Source organism: Stenotrophomonas chelatiphaga, assembly GCF_032054965.1.
Classification (GTDB): domain Bacteria; phylum Pseudomonadota; class Gammaproteobacteria; order Xanthomonadales; family Xanthomonadaceae; genus Stenotrophomonas; species Stenotrophomonas chelatiphaga.
This window is the reverse complement of the sequence record NZ_DAMBRS010000011.1, coordinates 33934-57206: the sequence shown is the minus strand read 5'-3', so window position 1 is coordinate 57206 and position 23273 is coordinate 33934. Positions and strand designations below refer to the sequence as shown.

22 protein-coding genes are annotated in these 23273 nt (G+C 62.8%); 11 read left to right on the top strand and 11 right to left on the bottom strand.

Annotated elements, in window-relative coordinates:
- Positions 1-13 precede the first annotated feature (13 nt).
- The gene (locus tag RTX79_RS13635; protein WP_312684337.1) at positions 14-307 is read right to left on the bottom strand and encodes a DNA-binding protein; all 294 of its coding nucleotides are present in this window, start codon (positions 305-307) and stop codon (positions 14-16) included.
- On the bottom strand, positions 304-663 hold the full coding sequence (locus tag RTX79_RS13630; RefSeq protein ID WP_312684336.1) for a hypothetical protein: 360 nt from the start codon (positions 661-663) through the stop codon (positions 304-306). Before RTX79_RS13630 ends, RTX79_RS13635 begins: the two co-directional genes overlap by 4 nt.
- A gap of 570 nt (positions 664-1233) precedes the next feature.
- On the opposite strand from RTX79_RS13630, the gene RTX79_RS13625 reads away from it, so the two are divergent.
- The 5 genes from RTX79_RS13625 to RTX79_RS13605 all read left to right on the top strand — a co-directional run bounded on the left by RTX79_RS13625 (position 1234) and on the right by RTX79_RS13605 (position 7322).
- The gene (locus tag RTX79_RS13625; RefSeq protein ID WP_312684420.1) at positions 1234-1665 is read left to right on the top strand and encodes a hypothetical protein; all 432 of its coding nucleotides are present in this window, start codon (positions 1234-1236) and stop codon (positions 1663-1665) included.
- Between the two features lie 154 nt (positions 1666-1819).
- A complete protein-coding gene (locus tag RTX79_RS13620) occupies positions 1820-2269 on the top strand; it encodes a hypothetical protein (protein ID WP_312684335.1) in 450 nt (149 codons plus the stop codon).
- Positions 2187-2903, top strand: a complete 717-nt coding sequence (locus RTX79_RS13615) for a hypothetical protein (protein WP_312684333.1) — start codon at positions 2187-2189, stop codon at positions 2901-2903. Before RTX79_RS13620 ends, RTX79_RS13615 begins: the two co-directional genes overlap by 83 nt.
- 103 nt (positions 2904-3006) lie before the next feature.
- Positions 3007-3516, top strand: coding sequence for a hypothetical protein (locus RTX79_RS13610; protein WP_312684332.1), 510 nt, complete (start codon positions 3007-3009; stop codon positions 3514-3516).
- A gap of 5 nt (positions 3517-3521) precedes the next feature.
- Complete coding sequence (locus tag RTX79_RS13605) at positions 3522-7322, top strand: XVIPCD domain-containing protein (protein WP_312684331.1); 3801 nt, start codon at positions 3522-3524, stop codon at positions 7320-7322.
- A 32-nt stretch (positions 7323-7354) separates the two neighbouring features.
- Here RTX79_RS13605 and RTX79_RS13600 read toward each other — a convergent pair whose 3' ends face one another.
- A complete protein-coding gene (locus tag RTX79_RS13600; RefSeq protein ID WP_312684330.1) occupies positions 7355-7906 on the bottom strand; it encodes a hypothetical protein in 552 nt (183 codons plus the stop codon).
- A 223-nt stretch (positions 7907-8129) separates the two neighbouring features.
- Here RTX79_RS13600 and RTX79_RS13595 point away from each other — a divergent pair, with 223 nt between their 5' ends.
- Together RTX79_RS13595 and RTX79_RS13590 are read left to right on the top strand one after the other, a co-directional pair.
- Positions 8130-8774: a hypothetical protein gene (locus RTX79_RS13595; RefSeq protein ID WP_312684329.1), complete on the top strand. Its 645-nt coding sequence runs from the start codon at positions 8130-8132 to the stop codon at positions 8772-8774.
- A gap of 3 nt (positions 8775-8777) precedes the next feature.
- Positions 8778-9725, top strand: coding sequence for an XVIPCD domain-containing protein (locus tag RTX79_RS13590; RefSeq protein ID WP_312684328.1), 948 nt, complete (start codon positions 8778-8780; stop codon positions 9723-9725).
- 35 nt (positions 9726-9760) lie between these two features.
- Here RTX79_RS13590 and RTX79_RS13585 read toward each other — a convergent pair whose 3' ends face one another.
- The gene (locus tag RTX79_RS13585; protein WP_312684327.1) at positions 9761-10561 is read right to left on the bottom strand and encodes a hypothetical protein; all 801 of its coding nucleotides are present in this window, start codon (positions 10559-10561) and stop codon (positions 9761-9763) included.
- 285 nt (positions 10562-10846) lie between these two features.
- Here RTX79_RS13585 and RTX79_RS13580 point away from each other — a divergent pair, with 285 nt between their 5' ends.
- The gene (locus RTX79_RS13580; protein ID WP_312684325.1) at positions 10847-12007 is read left to right on the top strand and encodes a YncE family protein; all 1161 of its coding nucleotides are present in this window, start codon (positions 10847-10849) and stop codon (positions 12005-12007) included.
- Positions 12008-13080: 1073 nt separating this feature from the next.
- Here the strand turns inward: RTX79_RS13580 and RTX79_RS13575 are convergent.
- The 6 genes from RTX79_RS13575 to RTX79_RS13550 all read right to left on the bottom strand — a co-directional run bounded on the left by RTX79_RS13575 (position 13081) and on the right by RTX79_RS13550 (position 19909).
- On the bottom strand, positions 13081-13233 hold the full coding sequence (locus RTX79_RS13575) for a hypothetical protein (protein WP_312684324.1): 153 nt from the start codon (positions 13231-13233) through the stop codon (positions 13081-13083).
- Positions 13234-13311: 78 nt separating this feature from the next.
- The gene (locus RTX79_RS13570; protein WP_312684322.1) at positions 13312-13656 is read right to left on the bottom strand and encodes a hypothetical protein; all 345 of its coding nucleotides are present in this window, start codon (positions 13654-13656) and stop codon (positions 13312-13314) included.
- 807 nt (positions 13657-14463) lie between these two features.
- Positions 14464-14766, bottom strand: coding sequence for a hypothetical protein (locus RTX79_RS13565; protein WP_312684319.1), 303 nt, complete (start codon positions 14764-14766; stop codon positions 14464-14466).
- The gene (locus RTX79_RS13560) at positions 14735-15268 is read right to left on the bottom strand and encodes a hypothetical protein (protein WP_312684316.1); all 534 of its coding nucleotides are present in this window, start codon (positions 15266-15268) and stop codon (positions 14735-14737) included. Before RTX79_RS13560 ends, RTX79_RS13565 begins: the two co-directional genes overlap by 32 nt.
- A gap of 11 nt (positions 15269-15279) precedes the next feature.
- Positions 15280-15882 carry a hypothetical protein gene (locus RTX79_RS13555; RefSeq protein ID WP_312684313.1) on the bottom strand — a complete coding sequence of 201 codons (603 nt, stop codon included), beginning with the start codon at positions 15880-15882 and terminating at the stop codon, positions 15280-15282.
- A gap of 1336 nt (positions 15883-17218) precedes the next feature.
- Positions 17219-19909 carry a UvrD-helicase domain-containing protein gene (locus RTX79_RS13550; RefSeq protein WP_312684311.1) on the bottom strand — a complete coding sequence of 897 codons (2691 nt, stop codon included), beginning with the start codon at positions 19907-19909 and terminating at the stop codon, positions 17219-17221.
- Positions 19910-20107: 198 nt separating this feature from the next.
- Between RTX79_RS13550 and RTX79_RS13545 the strand changes: the two genes are divergently transcribed.
- The 3 genes from RTX79_RS13545 (at position 20108) to RTX79_RS13535 (ending at position 22176) form a co-directional block, all read left to right on the top strand.
- Positions 20108-20920 (top strand): alpha/beta fold hydrolase, encoded by an 813-nt coding sequence (locus RTX79_RS13545; RefSeq protein WP_312684308.1) that lies wholly within the window; start codon positions 20108-20110, stop codon positions 20918-20920.
- A 74-nt stretch (positions 20921-20994) separates the two neighbouring features.
- Complete coding sequence (locus tag RTX79_RS13540; protein ID WP_312684306.1) at positions 20995-21159, top strand: hypothetical protein; 165 nt, start codon at positions 20995-20997, stop codon at positions 21157-21159.
- Between the two features lie 48 nt (positions 21160-21207).
- On the top strand, positions 21208-22176 hold the full coding sequence (locus RTX79_RS13535; RefSeq protein ID WP_312684304.1) for a polysaccharide deacetylase family protein: 969 nt from the start codon (positions 21208-21210) through the stop codon (positions 22174-22176).
- 133 nt (positions 22177-22309) lie between these two features.
- Here the strand turns inward: RTX79_RS13535 and RTX79_RS13530 are convergent, their stop codons facing one another.
- Positions 22310-23245 carry a GAF domain-containing protein gene (locus RTX79_RS13530; RefSeq protein WP_312684302.1) on the bottom strand — a complete coding sequence of 312 codons (936 nt, stop codon included), beginning with the start codon at positions 23243-23245 and terminating at the stop codon, positions 22310-22312.
- Positions 23246-23273 lie beyond the last annotated feature (28 nt).

The following is a 23273-nucleotide window of genomic DNA, read 5'->3' as shown; positions in this document are numbered from 1 at the left end:
GCTGGCACCCCACTCAAATCACCTCTATCCGCAACCGGATACCCAGCGCCCGCATCGCGGCCAGTACGCTGTCCAGGTACAGCGGCCGGTTGCCGCTCAACTGCCGGCGCATTACCTCGCTGCTGTGCCCGCATTCGCGCGCGATATGGCTCATGCCATGCAGTTCGGACACCAGCAGCAGGGAGCGCGCGAACGTGGTTTCATCGTAGTTGGCCATGTTCAAGCGGGCATCCAGGTACTCGGCCATCTCGGCTGCACGCAGGTTGCTGACGCGCGCATTGGCGAAGCCGCCGTCCGGCCCGCTCAAGACCGGCTCCACATGGCATCCGCCGATGACCGCACCAGTTCCCGTCCGGTGATGATCAGCCCTTCGACGAGGTATTCGCCGAAGCCATTATCGGGCTGGCCCTGCTGCCGGCCGACATGCACCGAGTGCAGCACTTCGAAGATCGAGGCCAGCGCCTGCAGGGTGCGGATCGGCACGGCGACGTCCGCGGTGCGCTGAGGCTCCCGGTGGCAACCGCTGCCTTCTTTAGGTGCATCCGCTGCGGGTTCTGGCACCACGCGAAGGTGCATCACGCGATGTTCGTTGGTGCGTGAGGTTTCGAACGCTTCGAGCCTCCGCTCAAGGCGTTCGATGAAGTGGGGAGGGAAGTCGATCATCCGATCGCCCATCAGGGCGTATAGACGCTTTGCGCTAAGAGGGTAGTGCGAAACCATCGGCGTACCTCACAAGGCTGGAGGCCACCTGCGCCGAAGCGCGAGGTGGCGGGCGATGCGGGTTGGCATACCGGGCGACCAGATCAAAAAGACCGGCGGATCAGGGATCCCCCACATCGCCCGCCATAAAACCGACGTGCGATGCAGTGCATTCTCCGCCGTGCCCAAAGGGCAAAACAGAGTCAAAGATCCAGTGCGCTTGCAGGATGCCAATCCCGGCTGACGCTCTTCGTCGCCAGCGCGTCCATACCATCAGCCATAGGCCATTGCGTACATGGGCGAATCTGCAAAAGTGACACGACATCGACCCGCCACAAGTCATGCGGGCGTACGGCGAGCCCGTCACCTACACAGGCGCCACGCCCCCCCTGCGAGGGCCTGCAGTGACCGTGAACGCGGCCCGTCGCGACACCCGGCCTCACATTATTTTTGCAACTCATCCCCCGGCCATTGCTAAGTTCGCCTCATAAACCCCCCAAGGAACCTGCCATGACCCGGACGTCCCCTCTTGCCCTGCTCGCCCTTTGCCTCAGCCCCGTCTTGGCCTTCGCCCAGGCCGACCGCGAGGTGGCCGCAAACATGGTCACCCGCGCCGCCAACGTCTGCCCCGGCCACAGCGCCGAGCGCACCACGCCGACAGTGAAGAAAGTGCCGGTTGGCGCACTGCGCGTCATGATCGACCGCGGCCTGGTGATGTGCCCGGACCGCCGCCTGGATGCCTCCGCCCCGGCCGTGTTCTATGGCCGCGTGGGCGTGTTCACCTGGAACCCGGAGACCGCTGACGCAGATGCAGTGATCGTCAGCAAGATCGATGAGATGACGCGTAAGGACGACTATCCGGTCGAGACGCTGGTTTGGGATGCCAAGGGCAACGCGTTGACCCAGCAGACCGTGCCGGCATTTGAAGCGCGGCCGGGCGCGGCGGTGCTTTACAAGCTGCGTTGAGGTGGGGAGAGTTGGGCGGCCGCCCTGAGTGGCATGGCTCAACGCGTTCAGCTCTATTCAAGGAGGAAGCATGCCGCTCGATTTCTAGTCACGCAGGGGCGCTGCCTACGACGCCGCCAGTGGCATCACCATTCCGGAACCGCGCACCCTTCCCATGACGATGCCCGATGGCAGCCCGGGAACGGAGTACCAGTACGCGTTCTATCAGAACGGTCGACGGATTGGCGGCTTGGGGGTATGGGGCCACAACACGACGATCAACATCGAAGGGCGAGATGTGACCCTGTTCGGTCTTGAGCTTCTAAACAGCCGGATCATCCACTCGATGATGGGCCTGAGAGATTCGATGGAGAATCCGGGGCATCACCTCAGATTCCTCTTTGGCATGGCGCGAGGGCTCGTGAAGGCCCACACCGGAAGGCCAAAACATGCATGCGATCTGCGCTATGTGGCGCTGACAACCGTCGATACTCTGATCCAGTCAGGGTTCGTAATTCCTAATCCCCAGGTACTCTCCCACAATGGCAATCTGGTCTTGGCTGAAGAAACAATTCTCTCCAGTGCCGGCCGAGACGGTTCGTACGGCCAACCTCACGTTCAGTGACTACGCGCGCGCGACGCTGGAAGGCGCGCATAACGTCAGTGATCAGAGCGCTTTGTCGAGCGAGCAGGTTGAGCGGACAATTCAGTACCTGACCTCGCCGGGCTCAGGGCCTGCTCCCGGTGCGAGCTTCGCCACGTACGTTCTGGAAAAGCTGAAGGAACATCCAGCCAAGCTTCCCTATGGCATGCAATGCATCAGCTTTTCCGGCATCGATGGCATGGGCATGAGCAACTATACGAACGCGCTGGCGTACGTGGAAGATGCACCCGAGGCTTACGGCACGATGTGTGACACGCCCTGGGGAATGTTCATCGAAGACCTGCGTATCAATGCAGACCAGCATCCTGATTTCCTGCTGATGGTGCAGGCTCTTGAAGCCTTCATGGGAGAGCAAGGCATCGCGCCCTTCCATGAGAAGTACGCCGGTGCGCTCCATGACATGATGTGGAACGCCGGGTGTGCGGAGTACATCACCAACGCCGTGGCTGCCGGGGGATCACTGCTGGCATTGGTTGAGAACGCGCCGCGTGATGGCAGCTTCAACAGGTTTGAGCTGGTGACGCTGCTGGAATATCCGCAGGGCGTGATCAATGGCTATCCTGTCAGCGCCATTGCGGCCGCCTCTCCTGGCTGATGGAGGCAATGACAGTACTCGCGGGTGAAGCGTCTTGGTGAACGGAGGAGGTTTGAAATTGCCTCAAGGTGCTCGCTAACAATAATGGAAAAAGGAAGCCGACATGCCCATCTTCTTTCAGGCGCTTTCAAACTCTTCATATGATCCAATCAGCAGGATATCAATACCTCGGCCACGCGTACTTCCTGCGGACCTCGAAGACGGTCGTCCGGGTAGGGAATACCAATACTCTCTCATTCGGGATGGAGGGTTTCTTGATGGGCTAGGTTGTTATGGCTCTGAGACGATGCTTGGGGAAGGTGTGAATCGCGAATGGGCATACACCATTGATCTGGGGCATGAGCGCCTGATCAGAACCATCGTCGGATTCAAAAAGCTGTTTGTCGATGCAGATGAGGATGACTACGTCTTCTTGTGTGAATTTGCGTGGGGATTGGTGCTCGCTTACGCCGGCCGAACAGACAACGACGAAGGCATGAAGTACTTCGCAACGACGACTGCGGAAGCGCTGGCAAACGCAGGCGTCCTTATTTCTGATCAAAAGGCGATAGCCGCCGATGGCGTGTTGATTCTTGCGGAAGTGTCCATTCCAGCGCACGTGCCTGAGGAATAAGCGCCATGAGCAGTCCGGGCTTCGACGATTACGTATTCACGACGTTAAGCGGCGCAAGCAACTCCGCGGATGGCAGTCCCCTGTCGCTGCAACAGAAGAGTGACGTGGCCGCTTACTTGAGGTCTCCCGGTTCGGGGCCAGACGCTGTCACCAGCTTCGAGCTCTACTTATCCAAGGCGATGCAAGCCTCGCCTCCTGAACTCCCCGTAGGCACTGAGTACTTGGGCTTTTCAGGCAAGGATAGCTCTGGGCAATCGAACTACCAGAACGCAACGCAGTATCGCGCTGAGGCAGGCGTGCGGACGGGGATTATTGGAGATACGCCATGGGGCGAGTTTATCGTGGACCTGGATGTCAATCCGGCTAGGCACCCAGAGTTCGGCGCCATGGCGGACGGTCTTCAGAGCTTCATGAAGTCACAGGGCATCGAGCCCTTTGATAAGAAGAATTATGCTGGCGCCCTTCATGACATCATGTGGAACGCGGGCAGCTCAAAGTATTTTGAAAACGCCATAGCCACCGGCAAGCCCCTACTGGCCTTCGTAGAAAACGCACCGCCCAACCGCGGATTCAGCAATTTTGAGCTCACCACCGCGCTCAAGCACCCGGACGTACGCATCAACGGTTACCCGGTCAGCGCCTTTGGCCCTGACCCGCTTGCCTTCGTGAGCGCGTCTGCTGCGGAATACCAAGCACTCGAACGGACCATCGCGCAGCAGGCCACCATCAATAGCGGCCACGCCGTCGACGTGGCCCAGATACGTCGGCACCTCACACCGATCCAAGGCTGGGATGCAGTCGACAAGACGCTCTTCAGCCGGCCCGTGGATGAGTTCCATGCCTTGAACCTGGCCGACATGACGCGCGTGCGCGCGGAGTGGGTCGCTGCGCGTCCGCAGTTTGGGTCAGGCCCACGCCTGTATGCCGATGTGCCGGAATTGACGCCCCACGCACCCGGGCAGCCCGGCGCGCCGCGTGGTCCACCGGGTGCCGCCGCGGTAGCTGAGATGGGCGGCGACGCTGCGCACGCTGCACGCGTCAGCCCGGGAATGAAGGCCGCGGGCGTGGCGGGTGTCGCGCTGCTGGCACACGACTTCGCCACGTCCGGCCACAAGTGGGTGGAGTTGAACGCGCAGGGCAATGCGGCAGGCGCCGATTCCACCGCTGCGCACTTCATGGGCCGCAACGTGGGCGGCGCGCTGGGCGGCTTCGTTGCAGGCGCCGGCGTCGGGCTCGCTACGGGCTCATGGACAGGGCCGGGGGCGCTGGCCACGGGCATCGGCGGCGGCGCGGTCGGCGCCTACCTTGGCGAGCGCTGGGCCGACCAGAAGGATATCGAACGCATCTACACCCAGGTCGATCCGATGGGCCGCACGTGGACGCGTGATCCGGCCGACGCCGAGGGCCGCTGGCTGCGCGGCGCGCACCAGCAACAGGTGCAGAGCAGTGATACCGGCAGCGGGATCGAGGTGCGGCCGGTGCAGGACGCGCAGGGGCAGGACGTTACCTTCCGCGCCGCCTACGTGGCATCGGGCACGCTGGGACGCCAGTTGAACTGGCAGGCCGCACGCGCCTCATACGAGCTGGGGCTGGCCAACCCGCCGACGCCACAGGACCCGTACCGGCTCAGTGCCAGCGGCGTGGACCAGCCGCCGCGCGCCCCGTTCGAGAGTGGCCGGGAGTTCGTCCGCGACCCGCAGTCTCGCGAATGGCAGCTTGAGATCAGGGAGACGCTGGATGGCCGCGTACCCGTGATTCGGCACGACGCGGTATCGCCCGAGCGGGCACTGGCGCTGGATGAGCAATCGCGGACGGTGATCGCCCAGAACGCTGCCAATACCCCCGCTGCGATGGCTGCGCGTTACATGGTGGCGCACGCGCAGGAGCGCTGGAGCGACTTCGGCGGACCGGACAACCCGTCCATTCCACAGGCGGTGCAACAGGCGCGGGACAACGCCAATACGCTCAGGGCCAGCGATGGCAATGACTACACGCGCCAGGCGGACGGCAGGTGGATCAGCGAAGGTCTGGTCTTCGACAGCATGGCCAATGGCAACATGGCCGAGCAGTTGGACGTCACTTGGCGTAGCCAGAATGCCGGTGTCGCGGAAATGACCGCGATGGCCGACGGTATCCGGTCAAGCCTGGAGCTGGCACCGGAGGGCATACGCGGGCAGGTGGCGGCGCTGTATCTGAAGCACGGCATTGAGCGCAGTGAGTCCGAGTTGGCCGCCACATCGGCGGCCGTGGAGCAGAGCCTGGCCAGCACCGGCCGGCCGCCCGACGTGGTGCTGGAACTGATGCCGGACCCGCGTACGCACGCGCCGGGTGCAGGCAGCGCGATTGCCGCCTTCAGCGATGCCGGCGGCAATCGGATGGTGCTTACCGCGACCACAACAGTTGAAGATGTTGCCCGGGTGCAGGCCAGCCAGCAGCAGGCATCCATCGCACCCGAGCGGGCGGACGAAGCCGTTCCCACGCTGGGCACGGTGAGCGTGCGCCCGGAGCAACAGGCGCCCGTACCGGACACCCCAGAGCTGCGCATCGAGGCGCTGTCTCCGAAGGAGCAGGACGCGCATCGCCAGGCGCTTCATGAAGCGAACCGCCAGGGTGCTGCGACGACCGATGCACAACAGGCGGCGTCCGTGGCGGCGCTGATGGCCAATGGTGCGCAGCCAGACCCAGTGCGCGCGTCTGCGGTGGAAACGGACGTGCCGCGCGATCGCGAGATGGGCCGCATGGCGGTGCCGCCGGTGCAGCAGCCTTCCATGGCCTCGACGCAGGCTGCGGAGATGGCGGCGGCCAGTGCAGCTGCGGCGTCAGTGCCGCCGGTGGACCCTGCGGCTGTGCCGAGGGAGGCTGAGCGGCCGGCAGAGCTTCAGCGGTCCGCGCCATCTTCAACCGAAGCAGAACGGGCGGAGCGTCAGCGCCAGGATGAGCTGCCTGCCCAGCGGCAGGAGGAGGCGGCCAGCGAGCGCGCGACTACGCAAGCTGTGGACGTGCCCGCCGCGGTTCCCGATACGTCGGCGCGGGCGAATCAGGCTGAGATCGAGCAGGCACGCGTAACGCGAACTGCGGAGGTGCCCGTGGCGGGCCCCCGCGACACCGCGCCGGCCCCTGCAGTGGCGCCGCCGGATGCTACTGCCCGCGTGCCGGTTGCCGCCGTGCAGGAAGGGCAGGGGCCGGAACGCTTGCGGCCGTCTGACGAGACCTTGCAGGTTGCTTCGGCGCCAAAGGAAGAGGTTGCTCAAGCCGCGGACGCCGGCGTGGTGGACAGTCACCGCCCACCGGTGCTCCCTGGTCAGGTGGCGGTTGCGCAGGAGCCTACTGCCTACGAGTCACGGATGGAGCATCACGCGGCGCCGCCTCAATCTCAGGACCCCACGCAGCGGGATCATCCCGACTTCGCGCTTTACCAGCAGGTTCGTCAGGGCGTGGCTACTCTGGACGAGAAGCATGGCCGCAGCTTCGACGAGGTAAGTGAACGCATGAGCGCCAGTCTGCTGGTGCTGGCCAAGGACAATGATCTTTCGCGGGTGGACCACGTGCTGCTGAGCAACGCGACCGAGCGTAACCCCGCCGGCCATATGCTGTATGTAGTCCAGGGCGAGCCGAATGACCCGGCGCACCTGCGCGCCAGCATGCCGACAGAGCAGGCCGCCATGACCGCAGTAGCTGATTCGATGCAGCAGTTCGCCGTGGCCAGCGAGCTCGCCGAACAGCGCGCCGTGGCGCAGCACCAGCAGCAGGCAGAGACCGAAAGGACGCAGCAGGAAACACAGGGCGCCTTGCAGCGCATGGGGTGAGCGAAGGAGCGGAATTCAGTCAGCTGGATTTCCTATCGACCGCCGACCCGCGCACAGCCATGCTGTCGCCGACGCACTTCGGCGATCAGCTTGGCTGCGTCTTCGACGGTAACCAGAAGGTCGAAGTCGCGGCGGGTCGGGATCAGGACACGGTTCCTGCTACCACTTACTGCAGCGAAAACCGGTCTCCCGTAGCGTGTGGTGAAGTGGCCAACGCACAACCCGGGCAGGCCTATTCCATTTTTTCGCCATTTCAGCCGGACCGCATCCCCATCGGCCACCTGGTGAGCTTGGTCTGAAAGCAGTTCGGAATAGGGAAGCGTCACGCGGTAGGGCAGCACGCCAATCCGGATCGTTGAATCAGTCAGTACTACACGGGCGCGGGCCACCGTCGATCCCAGCAGCCCGAGCAGGCCGGCCGACACAGCGCCGGCGAAGACAATTCCGCCCGTTGGAGAGGCTGCCATGAAAGAGGCGCCGAGCAGAATGCAGAGCACTGCAATGGAAGACATGGACTTCCAGTTCAGAAGCCCGATTGAAAAGACCTGCGTCCGAGCATTCATCCGCGCAGCGTCCATATTCAACGGCATCCTGATAACAGGCGATCAAGGTGGCCAGTGTCGCTGCAAGTGTCTTTCAGAAATCGCTCAATACTCCCTGAGTTCACGGGGGCGTCGTATGCGCCTGACCAACCCAATCCCGTGACGGTCATCACTTCCCGCTTATCCGCTTCCCTTATGCTCGGCATAACAAGGAAATCAGACCGCCCGTCAGTCCGTGCGGGTACGCCTCGAACAGGGATGCATCATGCTGAATCCGACATCAGGACGTCTCCGAAATGCCGCGTTGGCTGTGGCATTGGCAGCCCTCGCTGGCTGCAGCGGTCCTGCCCCTGCGCCGCCGGCCGTGGCGCCGCTTGATGCCGCGCAGGCCGCCGCACGCACGCAGGTGCCGCTGACGCGGCCCGTGGCGCTGGACGAACCGGGTGTGATCGCGGATCTGGAATTTGATCTGCCGCCGCCGGGGGAACTGGCGTGGTCGTCGCTGATTATCGGTGTGCGAATCGAGGGAACGGAGGTGAAATCCTTCATCGCCTACTCTGACCTGATCGTCCGCGGCGGTCTGCCGGCTCGGGTCCATCTGCAGCGTATCGAGGGTGAGCAGAGGAATGATGTTCCACTGCTGCGTATTGGGCCTGATCTGCGGGAGCGCATCGCCATTGGCGAAGACGGATTCACGCCCGGTGTCAGGACGGCGGGTCTGGACGGGACGATGCTGTACGAGGCGGGTTTGGAGCGCGAGGGGATGCTATCTGACGTCCTTTCGTTTGCCCGTGCTTCGGCGCCCGCACCCGGCAGGTATCACCTGCGCGTGGAACTTCTGGAGCCGAGACCCCTGTTGCAGGGGAAACCTGCCGAGTTGATCATCGGCTACAACGCAAGAGCGAAGTGAGTAATGGACCAGAGCGATCGCTACACCGTAACCATCTATGCTGCCGCGCCCGGTACGCCGCTGATTAATCCCGAGCGACCGGATGCGCCGCGCGAGACGTCGTTGACGGGCCACATGTACCTTGAGGTGTCCCACGGCGAAGAGGCTCGCAGCATGGGCTGGCAGCCGGGTCTCCGTACGCCGGACGGTTACCTCGGGAAGGTCTCTCCTGACGACGTGCCGAGCTACGCAGATCCCTATTACGCACGCACCATCGAGATCACGCAGGAGCAGTACGAGAAGCTTCAGGAGTTTGGCAGGGCGCCTACCCGCTTCGGCTTCGACCCGAAATACGACGCCTTCTCCAACGGCTGCACCGATTTCACCTGGGGTGCGTTGAACCATGCCGGACTGCACATGCAGGTCGGGCCGATCCCGATCGAGCGGCACGAGGGCGCACTGAAGCCCTTGAACAACATCCCCGCCATCGAAAGCATCAAGGCGCCGTTCCCGGAGAGCGATCTGAACAAGGTCGAGCGCAACCCGATGCCGGAACGCGACTGGAAGCAGTTCCTGCTGTCCGACAACGACCGCGCAATGATGGACCAGGTGAACCGCGGCGTGGCGTCTCTGGATGCTGCCCACGGGCGCACCCCCGACGAAACCAGTGAGCGCATGTGCGGCAGCCTGTTCTGCCTCGCAAAGGAGAATGGCTTGTCCCGCGTGGACCACGTGCTGCTCAGCCAAGCCAATGAGCAGGGCCACGCCGGCACCAATGTGTTCGTGGTTCAGGGCGATCCATCAGACCCTGCCCACCTGCGTGCCAGCATGCCCACCGCGGTCGCCGCGCAGACGCCGGTAACTGAATCGATGGAGCAGGCGCAGCAGATCAGCCAGTCGCAACAGCAGGTGGCCGTGCAGGAACAGAGCCAGGTGCAGGAACAGCAGGCGGTAGTGCAGCGGATGGGGTGAGCGGGCCACGCCTCTTTCAGCCGCCGCTACGCGTTCTAGCGCACCTCATACCGCCCGATCATGGCACGCACCCCATCTTCCATATGCTTCCAATCCTTGAGCCACGACTGCTGGTAGCTCATCTGGATGAACAGCTTGCGGCCTGGAACGATGAAATAGTGGATGCAGTTGGCGAGCTGGGCGCCATCGTTCGCTGCAGGATCGCCAGCGGTCTGTCCGCCGGATACTGGTAGGGCGGTATGCGGTCGGTCGCAGGAGATGAACGTGCCAACCCGACCATTGGCGGCACGCGCGATGTACCAATCGGACTCGAAGGCCGGGGAGCGCGGCAGCGCTTTTCCGTAGCGGGTAAGGTAGTCGCGCGCATAAGCGTCCATCAGCTGTTCATTGATGGTGGACGGTGAAAGCCCCCACTGTTCGGGCTGTTGCACCCGCAGCTCCAGGCGCTCGCGAGGATCACGTCGCTCCAGCGATCCGACCACACTGCGATCGTCATTGACCAGCTTGCGTTCCAGCATCGCATTCACCGTGATGCCCTCGGGTGATTCGATGGTGATGGGCACATCGTGCAGCATCGCCTGCATGCTTGGCCCGCCCCGCGTGCGAATGCCTTCGGAGCGCGGCGTCATCGAGGGTGCCAGCAGGCTCAACTCCACCGGTCCGCGTGGGGGCGGGCCGTCGGGTCCATCAAGCTCGATCAATGGCCAGCGGTAGACGAACCCGCCCAAGGTGACCTCGGCGGTGCCAGCCGGGCTTGCCGCGTAGGCCATGGGGCCCAGTCCGGCCAACAGGATCGGGGCGAGCAGCAGGCAGGAACTGACCGATGGTGTAGCCATGAAGAATCTCCGCTCAGATTGGGCGGTTGGACTATGGTCATCCCTGCATGGACGGGAACCTCACTGATCGCCTGGCGAGCCCGAAGCGGGTGGGGAGCGTCGCAGCCGCCATAGGCGTTGCGCGAGCGGCTGTGCGGATGCCGCGAGCAGGAAGCTGGGTTACCATGTCGTCCTCAGCCAGCCTGCCCACGCCGTCGTCGTGTGGCCGGCCGCTTCGGTGTTTCTGCACTGCATACGCGGCCGCGCGAGCCAAGGATCTCTCCTGACTCACACAAGGACGCTGGAATGAATTCGATCTTCTCCAAGAACCCGGGCATGGCCCGGCGCTGCACCGTCGCTGCGCTGGCCGTGGCGATTGCCATGGGCATGGCCGCACCCGCGGCCTACGCCGCCACGCCGACCGCCAGCAATGCCGCCGCCGTACAGCGCAATGCCGTGGCGCAGGGTCTTTACGAGCTGGCCTACAGCGCCAGGCAGAACGCGGTGTATGTGGCCTCCTCCGGTGGCTTCGGCGATGGCGCCGGCCCGGCCCAGGTGCTGAAGCTGGACCCGGCCACGCTGGCCGTGCAGGCCACCATCCCGCTCGAGCGCAAGGGCTTCGGCGTGGTGCTGGACGATGCCAACGACCGCCTGTATGTGGGCAACACCGTGGACACGTCGGTGACGGTGGTCGACACCGCGCAGGGCAAGGCGATCGGCATCGTGCAGCTGATGGAAAAGAAGGTCGGCAAGGACGGCAAGGCCAGCTACACCCATGACCTGCGCGAGCTCGTGGTGGACGGCGCCAACCATCGCCTGTACGTCACCGGGCACTCCGGCGAGGGCAGCGTGTTGTTCGTGGTGGATACGCAGTCGTTGAAGCTGCTGGATACCATTCCCGGCCTGGGCAATGCAAAGGCCCCGGGCCTGGCGCTGGACGCGGCCAGCAAGCGCGTTTACACCAGCAACCTGCTGGGCGAAGTGGTAGTGGTGGGCACCGATACCGGCAAGGTGGAAAAGCGCTACAAGGTCACCGCCGAGCAGCCGATGAACATCGCACTGGATCCATCCGGCCCGCGCCTTTTCATCACCGACCAGGGATCGGAGATGATCCGCAAGTACCAGGGCAGCAGCATCGAAGGCTTCGCGTCCACGCACCCCGGCAAGCGCGTGCTGGTACTGGACCGCAGCACCGGCAAGGAACTGGCCAGCATCCCGGCCGACGCCGGCACCCTGGGCATCCTGCTGGACGCACCGCGCAAGCGCCTGTACGTGACCAACCGCGAAGCCGGCACCGTGACCGGCTACGACAGCGACAGCTACCAGAAGATCGGCGAGTGGTCGGTGCCCACGCACCCGAACAGCCTGGCACTGGATGCCAGGAACAACGTGCTGTACGTAAGCATCAAGAACGGCGACAAGGAAGAAAAAGGCGCGCAGGAAAGCGTAGCGCGCATCGCCCTGTAACCCGGTATCAACGGCCACAAAGGGTGGGTGACGACCGTTGGTCGTCACTGATCCCTCCGGCGCCCGTTCAGCAGCTTCTACAGCTCACCCTGACCACAGAGGGGCACTCATTGATCCTTGCTGGATCAACTACGTGAGTCGCCGCATCTGATCTCTGAATAATTCGCGTGCAGGTAAGCGGCAACCGGCCAGCACAGGGAAACGAAAGCTGCCGATGAGAATGCGACGACAAGCCAGTCCTTCGCGACCATACCTAGAACTATCGGAACGCCTAAGACGGCAAATGCAATGTGGACGTAAACTATGAGTAAAACGTATCTCCCGTAGTACACCTCCGAAACAATTTTCTCGCCGCAGGCCGAGCAACTCGTGACCTGGGATCGATTGATCGCCGTCAATACGCCGAACCTCTGCTTAGGTGTTCCGCACGACGGGCAGGTGGTTGTGAAAAGCGAACTCATTGGCTGATATCCTCACCGACAACCACTGCAGGAGTAATTGCATCTGGCGGTGGGCTGGTGGCTAACGGTCATGCTGCGTGCACCGCTGGGCGCTGCACCATGGTGGTCTAGCCCCCACGCCTATTGAGAAAGTTAACCAGACACACAACGGAGAGAAGAAGGGAAAAGCAGCCCAGGTAGCCTAGTAAGTAGTGCCGGAAGAACAGTTCCTCTCCTTCCACAACCTTGACGGCCATCACTGCGGCGCATACGGCGAAGATTGCGAAAGTCACCATCGCGTTTATGAGATGAATGCTGTTCTTATTCACTGCTATCACCTTCACGTGCAGGCATACGCGGCGTGATGTTGACGGGGTCGATGCGGCCACCTACGAATAGACCTCTGGAGTCACCCGTCTTGCGCCGACGCTATGCGCGAATTGCGCTTCCAGGCCTATTGCTTCGATCAGCTCCTGGGCAGTCATCACTGGATGCCAAGTGGCAAAGAGATCGAGTAGGTTTCGTCGAGGTGCATCATAGATCATTGGTTGCCACTGCGGTCCTATCGTCAGCAAGTTGATGAGCCCGGTAGTGACGGCCGCTGGCCGTCAAGCTTGCGAGCGCGTGCAGGGATCACTTGGCCAAAAAGGTGCGGTAGATGGTAGTAGCCGCTACGAGCCCAAACAGGGCGACAGCAATGCCCATGGCGTCTTTGGCCACCAGAGGAACGTCGTAAGCCAATTTGTAAGCAAAGCTGAGAGCGACGTTGATGGGAAGTAAGCTCATTCCAACTATTGCCATCCAACATACAATTTTTAGAAAGCGTCTCCTGATCATATGGTAGGCATTGCTCTAAGGCTCCAATTAGATAGCGTTACGGCCGCTGGCAAGGCACGCAATCTCGGCTCCTGCCGATGCCTGAATCAGGATCACCGTCTTGGAATCTGCAAAAGTTGAATTATTTGAGCTGTCGATGTCAAGGAGCTGGCAGGCGCGCTGATACTCAAATGAAGTGCTCTTTTCATGGAAAATGGATGCGTCGAGGATGATGTTCTGTAGAGAGAAGCCGTCCACATACAGGTCGACAATGTTCACCAGCACGAGGTCAGCACCCCGCTGGCCTTCAGCGTCGGTCAGGCTCACTGTCAGCGTGTTACTTGATTCGTTCAAGTGCAGCCCCGTGATGCGGTGATCGTGCAAATCACGCATTGGTGTTCTCCAGTCCGGTCATTCATGTGCACTCCAGGTGCGCGCGTTCCATCGACTCGTAGGCGCGTATGTCGCGCTCCTTGGTCGTGCTTACGATCTCCACCGCCTTCAAGGGTTGGAGCCTGCATCGGTGTCGTAGAGCCTCAATCCTCAAGCCGAGTGATAGTGCAAAACCTGTAGATCATTTCCAAGGGCTTCCTGTCTCTTTCCACTTCTCGCTAAAGAGGTAGAGACATTGAAAGCCGTAGAGATCAACCAGCCTCATCCCTGCTATGAGTGCCGCAGTGGATAGCATCTCAGCGATATCGCCCCTGATGTCCGGAACGAACAAGTAGCCATACGCAAAAGGTAGCGCGCCACATAGAGTTGCGTATATCAATGCGTAGGAAATCAGTGCTCGCCGACTGGTCGTGTTGGCGACTGCGACGGACAGCGGGATAACAAACAGAAATGGAAAAATCATAATTATCAGAAAGTGCATCTTTAGTCGCTCTCGCAGCAAGAGAGGATCGAGGTCTGGCAAGATCGCTTCAGCCCGTTGCAGTCACTTGCCTTGATTCGACGCTATGCGCGAATTGGGCTGCCAGGCCTATCGCTTCGATCAACTCCTGGGCAGGCACCACTGGATGCCCATTGTGCGAAGAGATCGAGTAGGTTTCATCAGGGTGCATCAGAGATCCTTGGCTGCCGCTACGGGTAATGTGGTGACCCCGGCGGTGACGGCCGCCGGCCGCCAAACTTGCGAGTACGTGCAGAGTGATCCGGTTTCATACCTGTGAGCGGCTCGCCATCGGTATGTGCGCCACCCTACTCGAAGATATGCTTGTACCAATATCCCCGCCTGTCGCGAAGGAACTCGAACTGAGATCCATCTGAAAAGACGCTCAGCTGCTTCATATCCACCCCATACCTGTAGAACAGGGCGAGAAGTTCACGCAGGTCATACTCGTTCATGGCCGCCGGACTCATCACAATATCTAGGTATCTGCCGCTCCCACGTACCGAATGAACAAAGGTCATGGCTTTCAGCCAAGTGAAAAACGCTGACTCGTCGCCTGGAGAATAAAATACGGTTTCCTCAGCTGTCAGTGTGATCTTTTCGTCTTTCATCTAGTTCTTTCACCGGAAGGATAGGTGTCTGCGCTTGAGAGGCTCCAGCCCATTCGGGAGTTCCCGACCTGTGCCACCGCTCTTTCCTCAAGGTCCACAGCTTGCCCAGTTCGGTCAGGACTAGCGCCGCGACCATGATCTGGACGGAGCCTGTCGTGGACCCGAGGTAACCGAGGAGCGGCACCGAAGGAATGACCAGTGCAATCCGGAACGGTGCCTGTGCAATGGCCAGGTAGCGCCCTGCAGGTCGGTTGCATACAAGCAGATAGCCTGTTGCCAACAACGAAAGCACGATGACAGCGTGGATGCAGGAGACGACCAGCGGTAGGGAACTTCCGTACCGCTGGAATGTCGCCAGGGCGTCTGCAACGTCATCCCAGAGCGGAAACCTGCCGTTCACCACGCTGGCCATCATGAGCAGCACAACGGCGACGAGATCCAGTGCGCCCCACGCACGTGTCCAGAGTGTTGCTCGGTCACTGCGCTTCGTAGCGTCGATCACGTAAGACATCCTCAGACGCCGCCGCTTGTGAGGAGAACGATGAGCACGAGAAGCATCGACTGTAGCGCACAGGAGAGGATGGCAAGGATTATGGGAACCCGTCTCGGCGCAAAAGCGGATAGCAGGTTCAACCCGACAAAGAGACCCGGCGCTACGACGCGAAACTCAAAATCGGTCAGGTACGGATACGGGAAGCTCTTTGCGGCGTCTGGATAGCTGTGCTCGGGTACGATGAAGAAGCCGATGATTCCCAGGGTCAGCACCGCCAGCCATGCAAGCGTCAGCAGGGAGAATGTGAGCCTTCTACGCCCGCCCGCACTGAGACGAGGGGAATGTACGTCGACGCATTCCTCTTTCCAGTTCCATTTCTTCAACTTCAACAGAAGTCCGGGAGCATCTGCCGAAAGGAGGAGCAGCAGGAACCCAGACATCATCCAGTACAGATCTGCGTCAATGGACCCGGGCAAGGTGGCGCAACTCGATACCACCTCCCCTGATCCGGCCAGTTCGTAGCACTGCCGCGATAGACGATAGTTCGCCGCCGCGGACAGCTTCCCGTGGATGAGCATGCCGACGCCACAGGCAGACAACGTGCGTATCAGGGCCGGCCGCATTGCGTATCCTTGCAGAATGAGTGGCACGAGGCAGATGGTGTGCCCCAGCAGAAGCTACCAAGCTTCGATTGCTCGTTCGCCGCGCCCCTGCAATGCAAGCCGATAAGTTCCATTCGTCTCGTCCCCCGAGTGATACGCCTGACGCGCACTGCCTTCCACGCTACAGAAGGCGTCAATCCAAACCTGCTTCGGCGCGCCTCCAATGGGTGCTCACGGTGGCAGGGGATGCTGCCGTTCAATTAGTCGAGATACAGCAGGTAGGCGCTCGTCCTGCTCGCGCCTTTTGTCGGGCTGTAAGCATGGGTGATTCCAACTCAAGCGCCATCCACGGGTCGGTCGATCGTAGTCTGATGGTGTGGAGAATGATCAACTTCTTGCGAGCCAGGATCTAACGGAGCGAGCGCAAACTTTTAAGTTGACTTGACCTAGAAAAACCAGGAAGAACCCAAACATAATCATTCTAAGTTCGCCGTCTATAGATGCGTCTAATTGCTTGCACACTTCGGCTAATGATTCTCTGCTTGCCTTCTCGACGCATGTTCTCAGGTGCGTGTAGCTTCTTGAGGCGGCGCTGCATGAGCCCAGTGCACAGGCCAGCCCAAGTGCGCGAGCTAGAAATTGAAAATTCTTGGCAAATTTTGTATTCATCATAAAATGCTTATTCGCATTTTTGAATGGAGTCTTCAGCGATGATGTCTCCATCAAAGTCTCTCAATGTGTAATCGACAGAGTGCCCGCCCTGCGATAGGACTTCGCTCCCACAAGGAAAACGTCGCCGCGATTCAGTCGAAATCCGTTCGTTGTCGCTCTTGCGCCGTCGGTATTCCTCCGCCATTTCCGTCAAGCTGTTAGCGCGTTCGAATTCCCTTTGCAGCATCCATATCCGGCGATGCGCCCAAGGCTTGGCATGCCAATGACAACATTGGTCCTGGCACGGCCGCGCGCGCGGACATCCACGCTCTCTTTCCAGACTCCATTCGTCTCGTACCACGAGTGATACGCATGGCGCGTACTGCGCCTTCCTTGCGCTGTTGATTGCCTGAATATTATGTGAACTTCTGGCGAAATCCAACCCCGTGTCAGTTTGTCTAGCTTTGAAGGTCGTGAGCAGCGTCAAAAGCGACACATGGAACGGTCGCGCTTGCGTATGAGTGAAATCTGCCAACACTTCCGCCTCTGATCTAAGGCTTCAGTTGTCCACTTACTACCGGAAGGAGCTATCAGGTTGCGTAGAGCCGACTTCAGGTCGGCTCGGCTGGGAACGTGCGAACCCGCAGCCGCTCCTGTCCCGCATGACGGCCAGCGGCCGTCACTACCGTTCCCGGGTGACGTGCTGCTACGCCATCACCCGCGGCTTGTGCTCGCACCGCGGATACCCCGAGCACGAATGGAAGTCACCGTACTTTCCGGTCTTCTTCACGATGACGCCCGTCCCGCACGCCGGGCACCGGCGCTCTTTTACCGGCTGTCCATCCAGCGTGGTGACCTGCACCGCGCCGTCCCGCTCCAGCTCATCCAGGAACGCCGAGCGCTTTCCGGAAACAGTGAACATCGCCACCGACCGCCGGGCACGGGTGAGTGCCACATAGAACAGTCGGCGCTCTTCTCCCAGCGGATAGGTATCGCCATCGGGCATCGCCAGCGACAGCACGTCATCGTCCGCGCGCAGGTTGGGGAAGGCGCGGTCCAGCAGCGCCGGCATGATCACCACGTCCGCTTCCATGCCCTTGCTGCGGTGGGCGGTAAGGAAGCTGACCTCCAGCGTCGCGCCGAAGCGTGCGCGCCAGTTGCCGGGCAGGTAGGCGCGGTCGGCGTTGTAGCGGCCCAGCACGAATACGCTCAGCTTGCCGTTCCGGCCCGCCGGCATCGCGCCGCACAGGCTCGCTTCGTGCAGCTGCTGCAGGTACTGGCTTACGGCATCGGTGAGCTGATCACGCGCGGCGACCTGGAACGCCTGCAGCACCGGCCCATGGCTCGGGGTGCTGGACCATACGCGCTTGCGGATCTGCGCCGGGTTGGCGCTGATGAAGCGGCTGGAGACGTCGCACAGGGCCTGCGGGCAGCGGAAGGTCTGCTCCAGTCGCAGCACCTGTCCATGTCCAAACCATTCGTTGAAGCGGGTCATCACCGAGACGTCGGCACCGGCGAAGCGATTGATCGACTGCCAGTCGTCACCCACCGCGAAGAAGTACGTGCCCGGCTGCTGCACCAGCGCACGGCACAGTCGTGCCCGTGCCCGTGAAGCGTCCTGGAACTCATCCGCCATCACCAGCGTGTAAGGCGCTGCATGGCGGCCTTGTTCCAGATGCTCGGCGGCCTGGTTGAGCATGTCCTCGAAGTCGATGGCGTGCTCGGCATCCAGTGCATCGTCCCAGGCCTGCAGCACCGGTCCGGCGATCTCCAGGAAGCGACGGTAGCGCTCCTTGAACTGATCCTCGGGCAGCTCGCGCAGCCGCGTGGCCATGTCATCCAAGCCCAGGCAGTTGCTCTTGGCATGGCTGATGAAGGTGCGCATCAGGCTGATCAGCTCGGCGTCGGGCATCGGCTTCTGGCCGTCGTCCGGGATGTCGCGGTCCGGATTGGGATCCACCGCCACTCCACCGGCGGCGAGCGCCTGCTCGAGGTCGTCGAACGCCCAGCCCATGCGCAGGTCGTGCGAGCTGGTGTCCAGATGGCGGCCGTCCCTGCCCGGCAGCGGATCGGTGTCCGCACCGCCATGCCGATGATGCAGTCCGGCATCGGGGTAATGGAACTGCGTGGACTGTGCGTGGAAGGCGTCCTCGCCGGCGTCGAATGTCTGGCTGCGGTCGTACGCATAGCGCACGCCGTTGTAGAACAGCCAGTCGGCCAGGATGCAGTCTTCCACGCTGCGCACGCGCTCGCCCTGCAGGGTGCGCACGTAGCCGCTGCCATCCTTGTCCCAGCCGTCGGCATCCATCGCGCCGCCCTGCGCCGGCAGGTCGCGGCCGAACACCAGCCGGAACATGTCCCAGCGCGTACGGAAGGCGTACGAGCGGTCCTTCAGCTGGTCGATGAGGTCGGCCAGCCGATGCAGGCCGAGCGTGGCATCCACCGCCCAGTCGGGCACTTGCGGACGGCGTCCGGTGACGCTGGCGATGATCGCCAGGCCCAGCGCGTGGAAGGTGCGCGCCTGCACCACGCCCTCGCCCATGCCGAGGCGGGCGAACGCGCGATCGGTGCGCTGCTGCAGTTCGCCGGCCGCTTCCTTGTTGAAGGCCAGCATGACGATCTGGCGGGGCTCAGCGTAACCGCGCTGGATGGCATAGGCGGCCTTGGCCACCATCGTGGAGGTCTTGCCGGAGCCGGCGGCGGCCACGACCTGCACGCGGTTGTCGAAGCAGATCACCGCGTGCGCCTGTTCGTCGGTGAGCGGGCGGCTTTCCACGCGGTCCAGCAGGGCGCGCGATGCGCTGCGTTCGGCCGTGAGTATCTGCGCGTTGACGGCGTCGCAGGCGGCGCTCCAGTCCTGTTCCCACAGCTCCAGTTCGATCAGCGCCGATTCGCGTTCGTCTTCATCCAGCGGCAGGCCGGTGTCATGGAACAGGGCGTGCAGCGCAGTGGACGCCATGTCCAGCGCGGGGCGCGCATCCAGCAGCGCCTGCAGCTCGTCGTGGCTGATCCAGCGCCGTTGCGCGCGGCGTTCAGTCAGCAGTTCCTCGGCATCGCCATTCCATTGGCGCATCAGGTCAAGGACATGCAGGAAGGCGGGGCCGCGCTCGCGCTGGTCCTGCGCCTGTTCGGCCGTGTGCAGGGCCTTGGCGAGGGTGCTGGCGTCGGCGTGGGACAGGCCGTCCAAGGTGATGGTCGGGCCTTCGCGGCGCTGTACCACCACGCTGGCCCACAGCAGGCCGCGCTTCACGGTCAATCGCGCATCGAAGCCGAGGGTGAGCCGGTGGATGGCGTCGCCGAGGTGGATCACCATGTCCTCGCCGTCCAGGTGCAGTTCCCATGCGGCAGAGCGGGGCAGGGCGAGGGCCAGGCGCGAAGGTGTCCAGTGCTGCGTCATGCGTACTGCGGTCCTGCGGGATCGGTGTTTCAACGGTGTCGTCATGATAGGGCAGCATGGGGGCATGCGCGCGGTGCGGGCGATCAGGTGCGCCGGTCCGCGCCGTGCAGGCCATGTCACGACGGCGCCGCTATCTTTCACGACGGACCAAGCCCCGGCCGCTTAGCGTTGACCCTCCTTCCCTTCCATGGAGTTGCCATGACTGCGTCCCGCGTCCGTCTGCACGTTGAAGATTCCGGTGGCACTGGCCGCCCGGTTGTCCTGATCCACGGCTGGCCGTTGTCGGCTGAATCCTGGCAGGCCCAGGTGCCGGTGCTGCGTGATGCCGGCTACCGGGTGATCGCCTATGACCGTCGCGGCTTCGGCCGTTCGGACAAGCCGGCGGACGGCTACGAGTACGACACGTTGGCCGCTGACCTGGCCGGTGTCATCGAAGACCTGGACCTGAAGGATGTCTCGCTGGTCGGCTTTTCGATGGGCGGTGGCGAGGTGGCGCGTTACATCGCCAACCACGGTGAAGAGCGCCTGCACAGTGTGGTGTTCGCCGTTGCAGTGCCGCCGTACCTGCTGAAAACCAGTGACAATCCCGACGGCCCGCTGACCCAGGAAGCCGCCGATGAGATGGCCGGCGCCTTGGCCAAGGACCGTGAAGCCTTCTTCGATGACTTCACCAGGAAGTTCTTCAGTGCCAACGGCAAGCTGAAGGTCACCGAGGCACAGCGGCTGGAAGCGGTGGCGCTGGCCCACCAGTCCGACCAGACCGCCGCACTGGGCTGCCAGAAGGCCTTCGGTACCACCGACTTCCGCGAGGACCTGAAGAAGGTCACCGTGCCGACCCTGGTGCTGCACGGTGACAGCGATGGCACGGTGCCGTTCGAAGGCTCCGGCAAGCGCACCCACGAGGCGATCGCGGGCAGCGAAGTAGTGGTGCTGAAGGATGCGCCGCACGGCTGCAATGTCAGCCATGCCGATGATTTCAACCTGGCCCTGTTGAAATTCCTCAAGAAGTAAGCTGCGCCAGTTGCCTGCAACGACGCCCGGCTGCCCTGCCGGGCGTTGTTGCGTCCACGCTACGGGACTCTTTCATGCGCAAGTCGACCACGCCGCCCTGGAAAAAGCCCAATCCGAAGGTGCAGGCATCGCGCCCGCTGACCGACGCGCAGAAGGCAGCCGCGCGGCAGCGGGCGGAGGAGAACGGGCGACCGTATCCGAACCTGGTGGACAACATGTGGGCGGCCAAACAGCGGTAGAGTCACGGGCTGCTCGACTACCCGTGCGCCGTGGCCCCGATGACCTTGATGACCTCACGTTTCTTTGCGTTGCTGTTGCTTGCCATCACCGGTGTCGGCCATGCGGCCGGGATCGACCGCCGTATCGCGGTCACCATCGATGACCTGCCATGGGCGCGACTGGACGAGATCCAGCCGGCGGACCTGCAGGCGCGCCATCAGGCGTTGCTGGGCCAGTTGAAGCAGGCGAACGTGCCGGTGGTCGGCTTCGTCAACGAGAACAAGCTGGAAGTGGACGGCGTGGTGCAGCCGCAGCGGGTGCAGATGCTGCGCGACTGGCTGGATGCGGGCTATGCGCTGGGCAACCACACATGGTCACACATGGATCTGAATGCCGAGGGCGTGGAGGCGTTCCAGCAGGATTTCCTGCGCGGTGAGCGGGTGCTGCGCCCGCTGCTGGCCGAGCGCGGGCAGGTGCCGACGTGGATGCGCCACCCGTACCTGCGCGCCGGCCGCACGGCGGAAGATCGTGCGCGCATGGACGTATTCTTCGCCGAACATGGCTACCGCATCGCGCCGGTCACGGTGGACAACGGAGAGTGGGTATGGGCCTTCGCCTATGCCAACGTGCTCAACGAGCAGGCCGACACGCCGGCGCGCGAGGCCGTGCTGCGGCAGCTGCGCCGCGGCTACGTACCGTACATGTTGAACAAGCTGGATTACTACGAGGCGCAGTCGGTGGCGCTGCTGGGCTATGCACTGCCGCAGGTGTGGCTGATGCATGCCAACGAGCTCAACGCGGCGACCTTCGCCGAGCTGGTGGCGGCGACGCAGCGGCGTGGTTATCGCTTCGTCAGCCTGGACGAGGCGATGCAGGATGCTGCGTACGTACGCGGTACCACCGGGTATGACGGTCGCTATGGGCCGAGCTGGCTGCACCGCTGGGCGATGGCCGAGAAGCAGCCGAAGACCTTCTATGCGGGTGAGCCGGAAGTGCCAGCATGGGTGAAGACGTTGGCGAAGGTAGATTACGAATAACTGCCGCGTCGGCCAGCGTGGCATGGGTAGCGCCGTGCCATGCTCGGCGAGCGCGCAGCGCGGCATGTGTCAGGCATCGCGTTGACGGCACGAAGAGCCGCCGCGCATGGCGCGGCGCTACCGGGATGCAGCATCAGGACGCCGCCACGCTGTCCTTCGCCGCGCTCAGCGCCTTGTCCGCGCGCAGGAACACCGCCGACGTAGGCTCGCCGCTGTCGGTACCCGCGCTGCCCATCAGCAGCGATGCGCCCAGCGTATGGCGCAGGTCCTGGGCCACCTTCTGCAGCGCTGCCAGCGTATCGGCGTCCTGCTCCACGCCCAGCACCGCGATGAACTCGCCACTGCCGGTGACCCGGTTGATGCTGTCACCGCGTGCGGGCTGCAGGCACTGCTCCAGCTGCTGGTCCAACTGCTGCAGCTGGCGTTCCAGTGCGCGTTCGCCCAGCCGCGCCGACAGCGCATCCAGGTCCTGCAGCTCCAGGATCACCACCGAATACCGGCCCGCCGCTTCCGGTGCCGAGCCCGCTTCGATCTCCAGGCCCTGGTTGAGGATTTCCGCCACTGCCTGTTCGCGTTCGCGGCTGCGCGCTTCCATCAGCGCCATCGTCAGCCGCGCCAGCGCCTTCAACGCCTCGCGCTGGGTTTCGTTGAGCTCGCGCGGGTTCAGGTCGACCACGCACACGCTGCCCACCGCGGCGCCGTCGTCGGTGACCAGCGGCATGCCCGCGTAGAACCGTGCTCCCATCTCCTTGAGCACGGGGTTGTCGGCGAAGCGCGCGTCCTGCTGCAGGTCGCCGATTTCCATCAGGTGTTCGGGCTGGCGGATGGCATGGTCGCAGACGGCGACGTTGCGCTCGGTCTGGTGGCCCTCTACGCCGGTGCGCGCCTTGAACCACTGGCGGTCGCGATCGATCAGGGTAACCAGCGCCATCGGCGTGCCGCACACCGCCGCCGCGACCTTGACGATGTCTTCGTAGGCCGGTTCGGGCAGGCTGCCGACGATGTGCAGCGCGTCCAGCGCGCGCTGGCGTTCGGCTTCATCGGCGGGCTGGGCATGGACGTCGGTCATGGCGTGCTCTGTAGCGATGGTGTCCTGC